Genomic DNA, 14,880 nt, shown 5'->3' on the forward strand with positions numbered 1-14,880 from the left:
CTCCCTTCAAATTTTCTCATTTACTATATTACACTAATTCCGATGGGTCAAGTGCGAATTATTTCAACTTATCAATTCAAGTAAAAAAACCTTATATAATGCCTTTTTTGTTCTTTTCTTTCCCTTCCATCTTTAGTACCTTATATAAGGGTGATAATATTTGCTGAAAGAACTGTTTGTAAATTTGACCATTTTAATCACATTTAATTATCTCTTCACCCACCTGTTTAAAGAAAGGCTAGTACATAAAAAAGACAGCATATCTTTTCAAGCTGTTAAAGGACTGGCCTGCGGTTTGCTCGGGGTTATTCTGATGGTTTTTGGATTTACCTATCAGCATTCAATTATTGATCTTCGAAATATCCCTATTATGATTGCCGCTCTTTATGGAGGCTGGGTTTCAACGGCAACGGCTCTGGCCATGATCACTGCAGGCCGCTTGCTGATTACGATGAACACATCTGCACTATACTCGGTTATTATCATTTGTATCGCTGCCATTCCGTCACTCATTGTTTCTAGAAGAAAAAAAGTTCAACTAAAACATGCTTTCTATCTTTTAATCATCACAAATAGCTTGATCTCCTTTTCCTTTTATTTTCTTATAGATTTACATTCATACGAACTTCATTTGTATTTTTGGATCATATCAATAGCGGGCGGCATGCTCAGTTTATATATTATTGATCATGAAACAAATGCACATCTTCTTTTTAAACAATATAAGTTTCAGGCGCACTTTGACTTTTTAACAGGCGTGTATAACCGAAGAAAGTTTGAAGAAACCACAAAAGCTCTGTATCAGCAGGCGGCCGATACCCCGCATTTTCAATTTGCACTGATTTATATGGATATCGATCATTTTAAGACCATCAATGACCAATATGGCCATCATGAAGGAGATCAGGTGCTCAAAGAGCTGGGGTTACGTCTGAAGCAGAGCATCCGAAATACTGATCCTGCCGCTCGGATCGGCGGTGAAGAATTTGCCGTGCTCCTGCCGAACTGTTCTCTTGATAAAGCAGCCCGGATCGCTGAACGGATCAGGAGCACTGTAAGTGATGCACCGATTGTATTAACAAACGGCGAAGAGCTTTCAGTTACGATATCACTAGGGGCCGCTCATTACCCCAATAATACGGAACAGCCAGGATCCTTGCCCATTCTTGCCGATCAAATGCTTTACAAAGCGAAAGAAACGGGACGGAACAGAGTGTGTTTTTCAGAAAAAAAAGAATGAATTCAATGTACGAATTCATTCTTCCAATCTGAAAGACGTTTCAAAGGCAGAAAAGCGGGAACAAGATCTCCCTGATATTCTTTTTCTATAAATGCCGCTGTATCATCAGCTTGATAAAGCTCAAGAATGGTTTGCAGCGCTTCCCGATCTTGATCCTCCGCTCTGACAACAATCAAATTCATCTCTTCCTCAGACATGAGTCCGCCGCTCTTTAGCGTATGCTTTTTCGGGTTCAGGCCCGCTTTTTTTGCTTCTGATGGTTTCATGACAAACACGTCGGCACCGCTCACTGCATCCTGTTGCCGGACAGCTTTTAATTTCAGGTGTCTCGGATTATCTTTAATCATATCAACTGAACCTGTTCCGTTAAATCCGTTTTTCAGCGTTAGCAAACCCGCTTCCTGGAGCACTGTAAGTGCCCTGCCAAAATCGAACGCTTTATCCGGAACAGAAACGACCGCTCCTCGCGGTATATCTCGGATTCGGTCATATCGTTTTGAATAAATGCCCACGGGCGTTATGTATGTCGTCCCGAGCGGTGCCAAATTAAGTTTGTATTTTTGAGTGAACGACTGAAAATATGAAATGGTTTGAAAGGCGTTGGCATCAATTTCTTTGTTAGCAAGTGCGATATCAGACTCCGCATAATCAGAAAAAGGGATCAGTTGAATATCCAGCCCAGCCTCTTCAGCCTTTTGAGCAATATAGTTCCATATTGCCCCGTCAGACTCAGCAATCCCGATTTTTATCGATTCATGTTCTGCAGACGGTGAACATGCAGTAAATGAAACGAGAAGAACAAGGGCGAAACTGCATATAAGCCACTTTTTCATTGTGACCATACTCCTATCTATGTATTAGAGCATGCAAGCAATATCAGACATAAAAATCATACGCTCTCTTAGTTGATAAACGTTGTCATTTGTAATATTGATTAACTTTTACCTTACTCATATCCAATAAGGTTGTCAATTCCTATTACCTATCTTCCCCAAATGAAGAATACTAAGGCAAACGTATGATCACATATCGAGAAAGCAGATGAATTTCCGCAAATAAATATCAAATCGAAAAATAAATATGGTATTTTCCGAAAAAAGTTTCAATAAGCAGTTGTTTTTTCTGAAGATTACTGGTAGAGTAAAGGTAATTATTTTTGTTCGAACTATCTTTAAGAAGAAAGTTTTGTAAGAGTTTTCGTCTTGAAAGTTTGTTAAGAGCAAGAATAGTGAATTTAAGCGTTATGATCGCTTTAGGAGGAAATTTCATGTTAGAAGGTAAAGTAAAATGGTTCAACTCTGAAAAAGGTTTCGGATTCATCGAAGTAGAAGGTCAAGACGATGTATTCGTTCATTTCTCTGCTATTCAAGGCGAAGGCTTCAAAACTTTAGAAGAAGGCCAAGCTGTTTCTTTTGAAATCGTTGAAGGAAACCGCGGACCACAAGCTGCTAACGTTACTAAAGAAGCGTAAGCATAAATTGATATGAAAAACTGCAGGTGCAAACCTGCAGTTTTTATTTTGACAAAAAAGCTGTTTTGCTTATGCAAAACAGCTTTCTTTATTAGTTTGCAATATCCCGCTTCATGAAGATTCCGAAAGCAAGCAACAAGAAGATGATAAAGTAGATCGCCAGCATGACGATAGAAAACGTCATAGTCATCCCTTTTATTAACGGTGTGCCATCCACATACTGAGTCAAGTCGACATTAGCAAACAATATATACTTTGCCCAGTCAAATTTCGCTGCAATAAATGCAGTTGCAGTCGTACCGGCAACCAACAAGAAGATGGAAAAACCAACCGCAAGAGAGCTGTTTCTGAATACCGCAGACAGCATAAACGCCATCGTCGCCACCATTAAAGCCGAGACGGATTCAGAAAGATACGTTGTGGCCAAATGCCCCATCATGTTTTGCTCAATGACATGGCCATCCTTATAGATTAAATGAATATTCGCGGCGGTTTCACCACCCGTCCCGAAGAAGATCAACCCTAATAAAGTAGAACCGATAAATAAAATCAACAGCAATAGGAGCCCAAACAGGAGAATTGTAATATATTTGGACATCAAAATTTGAAAACGGCTGAGCGGCCGAATCATTAATAGCTTAATCGTTCCCCAATTAAATTCGTTAGCGACAATTCCGGCCGCGATGATAATAGTAAACAGACCGGTAAGAATGGTAAAGTTTGCTGAATCCGTTACATAAGACCATACCGTATAGCCCGTGTCACTAGGGATATTATGCTCGATGCGATAGTCGTTGAGTGTGATTGTTTCTTTATACCCATCTTTCAGTGAAGGATCTTCTTTGATTTCTTTCTTTAATTCGGCGTTTTGTGCTTGAAGTTCTTGTTTCCAATGGGAATTTGATTCACCAGCAGAAAAATGATTCGCCAAAAATGCAAATCCAACCATTGTCAGCCCCAGAATTCCGATCATCACCCATGTTCCGGCACGGCTGAAAATTTTGAGCCACTCATTATAAATCAAATTAAGCATGCTGAACCTCCTCTTTTGTTTCACCTGTCATTTCTAAGAAACGGTCCTCTAATGATTTTGTTATGACCTTGACCTCATAAATACGGATTTGCTGCATCACCAGCAATTCAATAACCGCAGGGACTTCCTCTTTAGCCAGTTTGATTTCTACACCATTTGTCTTACTCAGCAAATCGTACTGATTTAAAACAGTAGCGGCTTCACTCGGCTGCTCAACCTGGAAGAAATATGTATCGTTCTCATCAATGTTTTCATCTTTTACATTTTGAATATCAATCAGCTTTCCTTTTTGCAGAATCGCAATTCGATCACACATCAGTTCCATTTCTGACAGCAGGTGGCTTGAAACGATGACAGCCATTCCTCTTTCTCGGGTCAGCTTCTTTAAATGATCTCTGATTTCTCTGATCCCCGCCGGATCAAGGCCGTTTGTCGGTTCATCCAAAATTAGCACTTTCGGATCGTGCAGAAGGCATTGTGCCAAGCCAAGACGCTGTCTCATCCCCAGAGAATATGTTTTCACCTTGTCGTGGATTCTGTCTGTTAAACCGACCAGTTCAACAACTTCATCAATTTTTTCCTTCGTGACACCCTTGACCATCCTTGCGTATTGCTGGAGATTTTTATATCCGCTCAAAAATTTATACAGCTCGGGATTCTCAACGATCGCTCCGATATGCTTAATCGCCTTGGCATATTCTTTCGTAATTGATTGGCCGCAAATGAGGACATCACCTTTCGACAGCTTCATTAACCCCACCATCATCCGGATGGTTGTCGTTTTCCCAGCTCCGTTTGGTCCCAAAAAACCGAATACTTCGCCTTCACGAATCGTAAAACTGAGATCATCAATGATCGTTCGGCCTCTGATGTTTTTAGTCACGTTTTTCAATTCCAACACTGCTTTCATCATATTCCTCCTCTTTCTAGCAAACTTCCATTTTTGATTTAAACCATTGCAAAACAGACATGCCTTCCTGTTCACGAATATCTTCTACTTCACGCTGCGCAACTTTTTCTCCATTGGCGAGGATGATTACTTCGTCTAACAAAGTCTCAATTTCATCAATTTCATGTGTCGCGATCACGACAATCTGCTGCTCAAAATCAATGTACGACACAAGGCTGTTTACGATGGAATCCCTGACCATCGGATCAAGCCCGGAAAAAGGTTCATCAAGCAAGATGACGTCTGCCCGTCTCGCTAAAGCAAGAACGATTTTCAGCCGGCCCCGATTTCCTTTTGATAGCTTTTTGATCTTTTTTTCCGGATTCAGCTGCATCTCCTTCAATAGCTTATAAGCCTGTTCTGTTTGAAAATCAGGAAACTGCGACTGATAAAAATTCACCATATCTTTAACAGTGAAATGCGGATAAAACATATCAAGCTCAGTAAGATAAGCCGTTTGACGCACCATTTCTCTCGTAACCTGCTCTTCATCAACTTTCACAAATCCTGAAGTCGGAAACAGAAGGCCAGCCATCATTTTCAGGGTCGTTGACTTGCCGCTGCCGTTCGGTCCGATCAGGCCATAAATCCGTCCGGATGATAGGGTGATTGACACATCATTGACGGCCGTATGGCGGCCGTATTTTTTTGATACATGTTCTAGCTTGATTTCCATTTTAGCCTCCCTCTGTGAATGTTTTAATCCCTTCTACCATTTCCTCTTTCGTTAGCCCCAGCTCTTTCATTTGCTTGACAAAGCCTTCCAACACCTCTCGTGTCAGCTTGTCTTTCAGCTCGTCTACGATTTCTGCTTTTTCCGCAATAAACGTCCCTTGACCTCTTCTTGTCTCCACAATACCCAGCCTTTCCATCTCACTGTAAGTTCTTTGAATTGTATTGGGATTTACCTTAGTTTGAATCGCCATTTCTCTTACAGAAGGAAGCTTGTCTCCTGGGAGCAGCTCCTTCCTGACCAGCCTATAAAAGATCTGATCAGCGATCTGCAGATAAATCGGTTTCGAGGATTGGAATTGATTATCCATATTTACACCTCTACTTTACGATCAAGCAGTTTTGAAGCCATGATGAGCAGCAAGAACGTAATGACTATAGCAATAGGAAACCCTAGCACAGACAGATGGATAGGTTTTAATTCCAATCTCCAAACATTGTGGAAGTAGAAATCAAAATTGCAATAGACTGTTACAGGCCAGAAATGCTTTTGAGATTCAACCAAAGGGCTTATGATGTATTCATCGAAGAATAACCACACTGCGACCAACAGAACCATCGCAGCCCACCGCATTCCGCGCCAATTTCTGAGAGAGTGAAAAACAGTCCAAAACACAATGACTGTTACTGACATATCTAACGAAGAAATAAGCCCATACATATTCAGCAAAGCCACTGTACTCGTTATATCAACTTGATGCTCCAGCAGATTTTTTACAGAGAGCATATGATACATCCATATGCCATAGGCTGTTAATGCCAACTGAATCACAAATTGATAGAGCAAAGATGCTGCCAATTTAGAAGAAAACAGCCAGAAGCCGCCATTTGGATTGTACAGCCAAAGCTGTGATTTCCCTTCCTTGCGAAGGTGATAAAACACAAAAACAGGAGATAAGAAAAGCAGAAAAAAAGCAACTACAACAAAAAAACCAAAAATGACTAGAGGTTCTTTCGTGCGAGAAGCTATAATATGGCCTGTTCCCAATAAGAAAATGATTCCGCAAATCCATACTAGCAGCCACATTCTTGAAAGCTTGATATCTTTCTTTAATAAACCTAAAAAAGAATTCATGTCTTTACCTCCCGGAAAAAACCCTCGGTGTATGAGTAACATAGTACACTAGATCAAGATGGAATACAACATATTCCATGGATTTATTTGATAAAAACATAATTGATGGAAACAGCAAAAAAGGCAAACCCGCATGAGTAAACGGATTTGCCTTTTTCATTACTTTTTCTTATTTTTCATAGAGAGCAGCGCATCACGATAGCTGCGGTCCTGCATTTTGTCACTTTCCTCAGTGACCTCTTCTTCTGCATGAGCTTCATCAGAATGCTTAAACTTTTGCAGCGCCTGCCTGTAAATATCATCACCCATTGTGTCACGCTTCTCTTTTGGAGAATCGTTTTTGACAACGGATGGCGTATGCTCGGCAGCCCTTGCTTCAGCAGGGTAATGCGCTTCGTTTTTTTCCTCTTCTGGAGGTGCGATTCTATCGGTTGCTTCTTGCTTCTCAGGTCCAGGTGAGGCGTTGCGGACGTTAAATGTAATAAGGGCCGCAATGACAATGACAGCAGCAATTATTGCTATAATAATGGCCATTTCAACCTCTCCTTACTGTCCTGCTGTTAGGTTTCCTGTGACTTGGCTGACACGTCTTCCCAACGCGCGTCCAAGCTGAATACCTTCCTCAGACATTAACTCATCACTGTCTACCGGACAAGTGACACCTGCTCCGTAATAAGAGCCATAAAGTGCGTTTTCAGGCACGTTGCCAGGCAGTCCGACAACAATCATGCCTTGGTGGAACATCGGCGTGATTAAATTGTGCATTGTCATTTCCAAGCCGCCGTGTGTTGTTGCCGTTGTGCAGAAGACAGCACCGACTTTGTTGATCAGCTCGCCTTCAGCCCACAAGTAGCCAAGTCTGTCGATCCAAGTTTTAAGACCGGAGCTGATTGTTCCGAAATGCCCTGGGCATCCCCAAATAATCGCATCCATATCTTTAAGCTTGCGGATATCAGCCTGATCTACATGGTCGATGAACACTTCAGCCGCGTCGTTTTCTCTCGCGCCTTCAGCAATTGCTTCTGCAAGCACTTTAGTATGTTCGCCTTCACTATCATACACTACATAAATTTTCATTCAGGAAACCTCCCTGTACAGATTAAGATTCCTTAGCTTCTTTTGGAGCAGGAAGTAATGAAAGCTCCTCTTTTTTCTTCTTACGCAATTTATCTTTTCTGACGTCACGCAGGAAGATACTTAAAATCAGACCTGCTACACAGAATAAGGTTGCCCACATAAAGGCATCATTTATCCCCATGACATTGGAATCGAGTGACGCGTGTTTATAAATATGTGAGTACACATATGTTTTCGCCGTATCATAAGACACATTCATATTCACCATTAAATTCGAAACTGCATTTTGGAACGCATGGAGGAAGTTCGGGTCCGCCGTGCTTGTTTTATCTGCAATTTGTGAATAATGGAACGTCGTACGGTTTGTATAAATCGTCGTAATTAAGCTTGTACCAATTGATCCGCTGATTTGGCGAAGCGTGTTGCTCATCGCCGTACCGTGGCTGTTCAGACGGGCAGGAAGCTGGTTCATACCCGCTGTCATAACCGGCATCATTAAGAGTGACATACCGAATGCACGGATTGAGTAGATCAGCATGATGTGTGTATATGGTGTATCAATCGTTAATTGCGTATATTGATATGTTGTCACCACTGTAACGAGAAGCCCGATAATCGCAAGCGGTCTCGGACCGAATTTATCAAACAAAATACCTGAGATCGGTGACATGATCAGCATGACGATCGCACCTGGAAGCAGAAGCAGACCGGATTGAAGCGCCGTAAAGCCGACCAGGTTTTGCAGATAGATCGGTAAAAGGAACATACCAGTGTAAAGTGCCACTGTAATAATGATATTAATGACACTCGAGAGTGAGAAAATGTCATATTTAAACACTCTGAAATCAAGCATCGGATCATCATGGCGCAATTGCTGAACAACAAAAGCAACAATTGCAATGGCTCCGATAATAACTGTAGACAATACAATCGGGTCGGTCCAGCCGTCAGATCCGGCTTCACTGACTCCGTATAATAAGGAGGCGAATCCGACAATCGAGAGGATTGCGCCAAGAGTATCGAGTTTGATTTTTTGCGGCTCCACCATATTTTTAAAGATGAAGAAAGCCACAATGATAACAATTGCGCCGATCGGCACAAGTCCGTAAAACATAATGCGCCATGTATAATGCTCAATAATCCACCCGGAAAGAGTCGGGCCGACCGCTGGAGCAAACATCATCGCTAGCCCGAAAATCCCCATTCCTTTCCCCCTGCTTTCAGGCGGGAAAATTAACAGAATGGTTGTCATAACGAGCGGCTGCAAGATACCTCCGCCCACGGCCTGAATCAAACGGCCGATCAGCATTGTAGAGAAGTTAGGTGCGATACCGCAGACTAACGTACCGAGCGTAAAACAAAACATTGCGACGAGAAAGAGACTCCGCTGGCCAAATCGTGTAATCAGGAAAGCAGATAACGGAATCAATACTCCGTTAACAAGCATGTAACCTGTTGTCAGCCACTGAATCGTCGTTGCACTTACGCCAAATTCAGTCATTAAGTGCGGCATTGCAACATTAAGCAGTGTTTGGTTTAGAATTGCCAAAAATAAACCCGCCATTAGCACAATCAGCAATGACATAGGGTTTTTTGCATTTTTTTCTTTGCCTGTAGCCATCTAAGACAACCTCCTTTCATGGTTTGATGACTGATCTGTTTTACTCAGAAATTTTAACAGATGCATTCATTCCAGGAAGCACCTTATCAGATGGGTTTTTGATTGAAATTTTCACAGGAATTTTTTGTGTTACTTTTGTGTAGTTTCCGCTTGAATTTGTAGAAGGAAGCATATCAAAAGTTGAGTTAGTCGCATAGCCAATTTCTTCTACAGTACCGTCAAATGTTGTATCAGGGTCTCCGTCAACTACTACGTCTACACTATTTCCTACTTCAATATCCGCAATATCTGTTTCTTTAATATTTGCTGTGATGTATAGGTTGTCCATGTCAATCGTTTGTGCAATTGTTGTACCAGCTTGTACGGTTTGTCCATTTTTCACTTCGTTTTTCACAATTGTTCCATCCATAATGGATTTTACGTCAACAGTTTGTTCACCTTTGATTTTTGCAACTGTGTCGCCTTTTTTCACTGTTTTTCCTTCGTCCAGATCCCAGTCAGATACTTTACCTGCTGCTGGAGCAGTAATAGCAGCCATATCGCCCGCTACTTTTGCTTCATCTGTTTTTACGTAGTTTGTGCTTTGATAATAGTAATAAGCACCTCCAGCTATAATTGCAAGAACAACAATCAAACCGATAATGTTGGTCAGAATTAAACGTCCTCTGTTCATTTTGTTTTCTCCTTTCGTTTCATCCTCTATCATTTTGCGGAAAGCTGGTGAAAATATGTGAGAAGTTTTTAATTACCGCTTTTTTCTGAACAGCCTTCAGCAAGCTTCGTTAAGCTTCCGGCTAGTTTGCGCAAATACTGCAGCTGGGAGGTATCAAGCTTTTGGTACAAGCCAGCACCCATTTTTGCATATTGCACAGCGGCTTTTTCTATCAGTTCTTCCCCCTCTTCGGTTAACTGAATCATGACGATACGGCGGTCATCCGGACTGTCATATCGATTCATCAATTGGCGCTTATACAGAATATCTGTCATCCGCGTCACAGAAGCAGGCTTAAGATCAAGCGACATTGCCAGCTTGCTTAGCGGGGTGCTTCCGCTTTGATGAATTTTAAACATCAGCAAATATTGAAGGACTGTAATATCAAAAGGCTCAAGCACAATCTCCAATATCTTCTTCTGTTTTTTATATATCGCCCGAGACGTATCGAAGAGCTGTTCAAAAGTGAGCAAAGCACGTTCTGATTCAGTCAACTCCTTTTCACCTCATTCCTCAATAATAGTTCACAAGATAAAATATTAATAAATGAAAGAAGATTTGTCAAAGGAAAAATTTCTTTTTCTCCCGTATTTTTTTCGCAAACGTTTTCTTGCTTTTATTAAATAAAAAAAAGCCCTGAAATGGGCTTTTCATTACGAAAATTGATGGCTTACACCAGACTCTTCATTTCTGAAAAAATTCTTAAGAGCCTGAAAAACATCAGATTTCTGTTTTAAAATATAGTACTTAAATTTCTCATCTTTTACATTTTTATATGCAGACATTAACGTTGAATGCCTGTTGTACTGATTGACCTCGCCGTAGCAAAACAGATTGGCCTTCTTCATAATATCATTGACCAGCTTCACACAGCGCGCGTTATCCGATGTCAGGTTGTCACCGTCAGAAAAATGAAACGGGTAAATGTTATAGCGGGCGGGATTGTACTTTTCATCAATAAGCTCAAGCGACTTCCGATATACGGAAGAACAAATGGTTCCGCCGCTTTCTCCCTTTGAGAAAAAATCCTCCTCCGAGACCACTCTTGCTTCTGTATGATGGGCAATAAATTCAATTTCCACAGTCTCGTATTTTGTCCGCAAAAAACGGGTCATCCAGAAAAAGAAGCTTCTGGCCATGTATTTTTCCCAAACCCCCATACTGCCGCTTGTATCCATCATGGCTAAAACGACCGCTTTTGATTCGGGCTTTGTGATGTCATTCCACGTCTTATATTTCAGGTCCTCCGGATAAATTGGGTAGAACGACGGTTTTCCTGACATTGCGTTTCGTTTAAAGGCTGACATCATCGTTCTTTTCTTATCAATATTACCGGTTAACCCTGTTTTACGGATATCATTAAACTCGATATCTGTATGAATGATATTGTCCCGCTCTTTTTGCTGGAGATTCGGAAGCTCTAATTCTTTAAAAAGCGCTTCTTCTAAATCCATTAATGAAACTTCCGCTTCATAATAATCCTCGCCTGCCTGATCACCGGCACCCTGCCCTTTTCCAGGCCCTTGTTTTTTGTCTGAACCATCCCGGGCCACAACATCTCCAACCTGGCTCTCGCCGTCTCCTTGCCCTACATGTTTATTTTTATCATAGTTATAACGGATTTTATACTCATCAAGTGAACGGATTGGGATCTTCACTACATCTTTTCCATTAGACATAATAATGCTTTCCTCAGTTACGAGGTCCGGAAGATTGTTTTTGATCGCTTCCTGCACTTTTTTCTGGTGGCGCTGCTGGTCATCGAAGCCTTTGCGATGGAGGGACCAGTTTTCCTCAGAAATCAAAAAATGGCCGCTGTCATTTTGGGACATGAATTCCCCTCCTTAACCATTTGTGGTCGTGATACATACGTATTCCGGCTTGTGCCAGATTATGAAACAAGTCTTTCGAAAAGATTTATATTCATCATATGCATAAAAGCACATTTAATTGACAAACTATTTAGAAAATGGGACAAAATAACCCGCCCTATTCGGACGGGTCACGTTGCTTATCGGTTCAGCAGGCTGCCGACATATTTCAGCAGCTCATTGGCGCTCGTCGAGTTGTAGCCGTGCTCATCAATTAAACGGGCCACGACTTCGTTTACCTTTTTCAGCTGCTGCTCATCCGGCGTTTTTGTTGAAGTCGTAATTTTAACGACATCCTTCAGATCAGCAAACAGCTTTTTCTGGATAGCTTCACGCAGTCTTTCATGGGAATTGTAATCAAACCGCTTGCCTTTTCTCGCATAGGCCGAGATGCGGATTAAAATTTCTTCGCGGAACGCTTTTTTGGCGTTTTCCGAAATGCCGATCTGCTCTTCGATGGATCTCATCAGCTTTTCGTCAGGGTTCATTTCCTCTCCAGTCAAAGGATCACGAAGCTTGTTTTTATTGCAATAGGCCTCTACGTTATCGAGGTAATTGTCCATAAGTGTTTTTGCTGATTCTTCATACGAATACACAAACGCTTTTTGAACTTCCTTTTTCGCAATGTCGTCATATTCCTTGCGGGCGGCAGAAATAAAATTCAAATACCGCTCCCTGTCCTCGCTTGAAATTGATGGGTGCTGATCAAGACCTTCTTTTAAGGAGCGAAGGACATCGAGAGAATTAATCGATTCCATATTTTTTCTGATAATCGTTGAAGAAATCCGGTTGATCACGTACCGCGGATCAATGCCGCTCATGCCTTCATCATTATATTCTTTTTTCATATCCTCAACGTCGACAGAATTATATCCTTCCACACTTTCTCCATCATACAGTCTCATTTTCTTGACCAGATCAATATCCGACCGCTTCGGCTCTTTTAACCGGGTAAGGATTGAGAACATCGCGGCGACCTTCAACGTATGCGGGGCAATATGAACATCCGCCACATCGCTCTCAGCGATCATTTTTTCATAAATTCTCTCTTCCTCAGACACTTTTAAATTATAAGGAACCGGCATCACGATGATTCTTGAGTGCAGGGCTTCATTCTTCTTATTAGCAATAAATGAGCGATACTCCGTTTCATTCGTGTGAGCCACGATCAGCTCATCAGCAGAAATTAACGCAAACCGCCCAGCTTTAAAATTCCCTTCCTGTGTCAAGGAAAGCAAATGCCAGAGAAATTTCTCATCACATTTCAGCATCTCCTGAAACTCCATCATCCCGCGGTTCGCTTTATTCAGCTCTCCGTCAAACCGGTAAGCGCGCGGATCCGATTCTGAACCGTACTCGGCGATTGTTGAGAAATCAATACTCCCCGTCAAATCGGCAATATCCTGAGACTTCGGATCAGAGGGACTGAATGTTCCAATTCCCGTACGCTTATCTTCTGAAAAGAAGATGCGCTCCACCTTCACATCCTCAATTCTTCCTCCGTACTCTTCCTCCAGCCTCATGACATTTAAAGGAGAAAGACTTCCTTCTATTCTAATGCCGTATTCCCTGTAAAAGTCATCGCGTAAATGATGGGGGATTAAATGTAGAGGGTCCTCGTGCATCGGGCAGCCTTTAATCGCATATACAGCGCCATTATCTGTCAGCGTGTACGCTTCGAGACCTTTTTTGAGCATCGTGACCAGCGTGGATTTACCGCCGCTCACAGGCCCCATCAGCAATAGAATCCGCTTTCTGACATCTAGACGTTTGGCAGCCGGATGAAAATACTCTTCCACAAGACGCTCCAGAGATTCTTCAAGCCCGAACAGCTCGCGGTCAAAAAAACTGTACTTCTTGCGTCCGTCAATCTCCTCTATCCCGCTGTCTTTTATCATATTAAAAACTCGAGAATGAGCAGATTGCGCGACCATCGGATTTTCTTTAATAATCTCCAAATAATCGGCGAAAGTTCCTTCCCATTTCAGCCGCTGCTCTTCCTCTCTGTACTGTTCAATTTTCTTTAATATATCCATAAGGACCTCCTCTATCATGTTTGATACACTATGCAAATAAGGTACTTTGTTACAATCTATGCCGCCATCTCGTGATACATGCTTTGGTTTCTTAAAAATAAAGATACTTATACATCGTTGACAAGGCAGACTTCGACCGTTCATAATAAAGAAAAATACAGAATCATCCAGACTCGGACAGCACGGAAAAATTGAAGAGGGGGAGAGACGGTGAAAACAATCATCATGATGGGTGTCATTGTCACTTTTTTAGTATCAATTTTTACCGCAGGATACGAAAGCAAGCCTGGAAAAGAATAAAAAAGGGTGCTCCTGAAAGAGCACCCTTTTTATATAACAGAACAATGTTTTATAGTTTTGTTTTTTCTTTAATCTGTGAATGCGGATTGCATTCATATTTGTTTTCGTACTCAATTGTTCCGATGCTGCATCCTGGCCCGATGATCACTTCTTTTCCCCTGACGACTGCCGCTTCGGTATTCTCCAAATAAACCCGATCGCCTTCTATGACATCGGCGATCAGCTTCCCTTTCTTCCGGTTAAAAAAACTCGCGCGTCTTTTCACTGTAATTGTTGTTCCGCCGATTTCCTGCACATGGCTTATATCATGGCTCAATCCCAGCTTGATCTCACCCGAATTTAATAACCCCGATACATCAACACAGCCTGTGACATGGAACATTTCTGTTTCACAATCACCTTTTACGCTAAGCTTCCCTTTCACATCGCAGGATTCTCCAGTCATATTCCCGCCAATTTCAGTCTGGCCTTTCAGATTGAATCGATCAAATTGAAGTGAGCCGCTGACTTTCATTGTCCCATATATATTGATTTTGCCGGCTGTCAGATCGCCTTTACATTCACTTTCTCCGAGCACACGCAGCCGCTCAGTCTCTGCTTTTCCGAGAAAAAGGCCCGTTCCGTATATGCGGCAGCCTACAGCAGACAGCCCTTCTCCAACTACACCTTCTCCTTTGATGCTGACATTGTGATACGCGCCTCCTGCGGCATGCCCAGCGCCATATAATTTTAAATTTCCCAGTTTTGTTGTCTCCATTACGAT

17 protein-coding genes are annotated in these 14,880 nt (G+C 41.9%); 2 read left to right on the forward strand and 15 right to left on the reverse strand.

Annotated elements, in window-relative coordinates:
* The first annotated feature begins 160 nt into the window (after positions 1-160).
* Positions 161-1,240 carry a diguanylate cyclase DgcK gene (dgcK, locus tag ACQVGT_RS15755; protein WP_015383186.1) on the forward strand — a complete coding sequence of 360 codons (1,080 nt, stop codon included), beginning with the start codon at positions 161-163 and terminating at the stop codon, positions 1,238-1,240.
* Positions 1,241-1,242: 2 nt separating this feature from the next.
* Here dgcK and ACQVGT_RS15760 read toward each other — a convergent pair whose 3' ends face one another.
* Complete coding sequence (locus tag ACQVGT_RS15760; protein WP_015482994.1) at positions 1,243-2,073, reverse strand: MetQ/NlpA family ABC transporter substrate-binding protein; 831 nt, start codon at positions 2,071-2,073, stop codon at positions 1,243-1,245.
* A gap of 434 nt (positions 2,074-2,507) precedes the next feature.
* Between ACQVGT_RS15760 and cspB the strand changes: the two genes are divergently transcribed.
* Positions 2,508-2,711 carry a cold shock-like protein CspB gene (cspB, locus tag ACQVGT_RS15765; protein WP_003224086.1) on the forward strand — a complete coding sequence of 68 codons (204 nt, stop codon included), beginning with the start codon at positions 2,508-2,510 and terminating at the stop codon, positions 2,709-2,711.
* A gap of 91 nt (positions 2,712-2,802) precedes the next feature.
* Here cspB and ACQVGT_RS15770 read toward each other — a convergent pair whose 3' ends face one another.
* The 14 genes from ACQVGT_RS15770 to ACQVGT_RS15835 form a co-directional block, all read right to left on the reverse strand.
* Positions 2,803-3,744: an ABC transporter permease gene (locus ACQVGT_RS15770; RefSeq protein WP_015383184.1), complete on the reverse strand. Its 942-nt coding sequence runs from the start codon at positions 3,742-3,744 to the stop codon at positions 2,803-2,805.
* Positions 3,737-4,654: an ABC transporter ATP-binding protein gene (locus ACQVGT_RS15775; RefSeq protein WP_015482993.1), complete on the reverse strand. Its 918-nt coding sequence runs from the start codon at positions 4,652-4,654 to the stop codon at positions 3,737-3,739. Before ACQVGT_RS15775 ends, ACQVGT_RS15770 begins: the two co-directional genes overlap by 8 nt.
* 16 nt (positions 4,655-4,670) lie before the next feature.
* Positions 4,671-5,369 (reverse strand): ABC transporter ATP-binding protein, encoded by a 699-nt coding sequence (locus tag ACQVGT_RS15780; protein WP_015383182.1) that lies wholly within the window; start codon positions 5,367-5,369, stop codon positions 4,671-4,673.
* A gap of 1 nt (position 5,370) precedes the next feature.
* Positions 5,371-5,736 carry a GntR family transcriptional regulator gene (locus ACQVGT_RS15785; RefSeq protein WP_015252495.1) on the reverse strand — a complete coding sequence of 122 codons (366 nt, stop codon included), beginning with the start codon at positions 5,734-5,736 and terminating at the stop codon, positions 5,371-5,373.
* Positions 5,737-5,738: 2 nt separating this feature from the next.
* Positions 5,739-6,500: a hypothetical protein gene (locus ACQVGT_RS15790; protein WP_015383181.1), complete on the reverse strand. Its 762-nt coding sequence runs from the start codon at positions 6,498-6,500 to the stop codon at positions 5,739-5,741.
* A gap of 4 nt (positions 6,501-6,504) precedes the next feature.
* Entirely contained in the window at positions 6,505-6,660 is a 156-nt protein-coding gene (locus ACQVGT_RS15795) for a hypothetical protein (protein WP_015383180.1), read from the reverse strand.
* Positions 6,660-7,034: a hypothetical protein gene (locus ACQVGT_RS15800; protein WP_015383179.1), complete on the reverse strand. Its 375-nt coding sequence runs from the start codon at positions 7,032-7,034 to the stop codon at positions 6,660-6,662. Before ACQVGT_RS15800 ends, ACQVGT_RS15795 begins: the two co-directional genes overlap by 1 nt.
* 12 nt (positions 7,035-7,046) lie before the next feature.
* On the reverse strand, positions 7,047-7,577 hold the full coding sequence (locus ACQVGT_RS15805) for an NAD(P)H-dependent oxidoreductase (protein ID WP_003233428.1): 531 nt from the start codon (positions 7,575-7,577) through the stop codon (positions 7,047-7,049).
* A 22-nt stretch (positions 7,578-7,599) separates the two neighbouring features.
* Positions 7,600-9,198 (reverse strand): MFS transporter, encoded by a 1,599-nt coding sequence (locus tag ACQVGT_RS15810; RefSeq protein WP_003233429.1) that lies wholly within the window; start codon positions 9,196-9,198, stop codon positions 7,600-7,602.
* Between the two features lie 40 nt (positions 9,199-9,238).
* Positions 9,239-9,904 (reverse strand): biotin/lipoyl-containing protein, encoded by a 666-nt coding sequence (locus tag ACQVGT_RS15815; protein ID WP_014476241.1) that lies wholly within the window; start codon positions 9,902-9,904, stop codon positions 9,239-9,241.
* Positions 9,905-9,939: 35 nt separating this feature from the next.
* Positions 9,940-10,404, reverse strand: coding sequence for a MarR family transcriptional regulator (locus ACQVGT_RS15820; protein WP_003233431.1), 465 nt, complete (start codon positions 10,402-10,404; stop codon positions 9,940-9,942).
* A gap of 159 nt (positions 10,405-10,563) precedes the next feature.
* Entirely contained in the window at positions 10,564-11,742 is a 1,179-nt protein-coding gene (gene yhbH / locus ACQVGT_RS15825; protein WP_003233432.1) for a sporulation protein YhbH, read from the reverse strand.
* Positions 11,743-11,921: 179 nt separating this feature from the next.
* Positions 11,922-13,817 (reverse strand): serine/threonine protein kinase PrkA, encoded by a 1,896-nt coding sequence (gene prkA / locus ACQVGT_RS15830; protein ID WP_014476240.1) that lies wholly within the window; start codon positions 13,815-13,817, stop codon positions 11,922-11,924.
* 349 nt (positions 13,818-14,166) lie between these two features.
* Positions 14,167-14,874 (reverse strand): polymer-forming cytoskeletal protein, encoded by a 708-nt coding sequence (locus ACQVGT_RS15835; protein ID WP_015383177.1) that lies wholly within the window; start codon positions 14,872-14,874, stop codon positions 14,167-14,169.
* Between the last annotated feature and the right edge of the window lie 6 nt (positions 14,875-14,880).

It is taken from the genome of Bacillus sp. SCT118 (assembly GCF_058566435.1).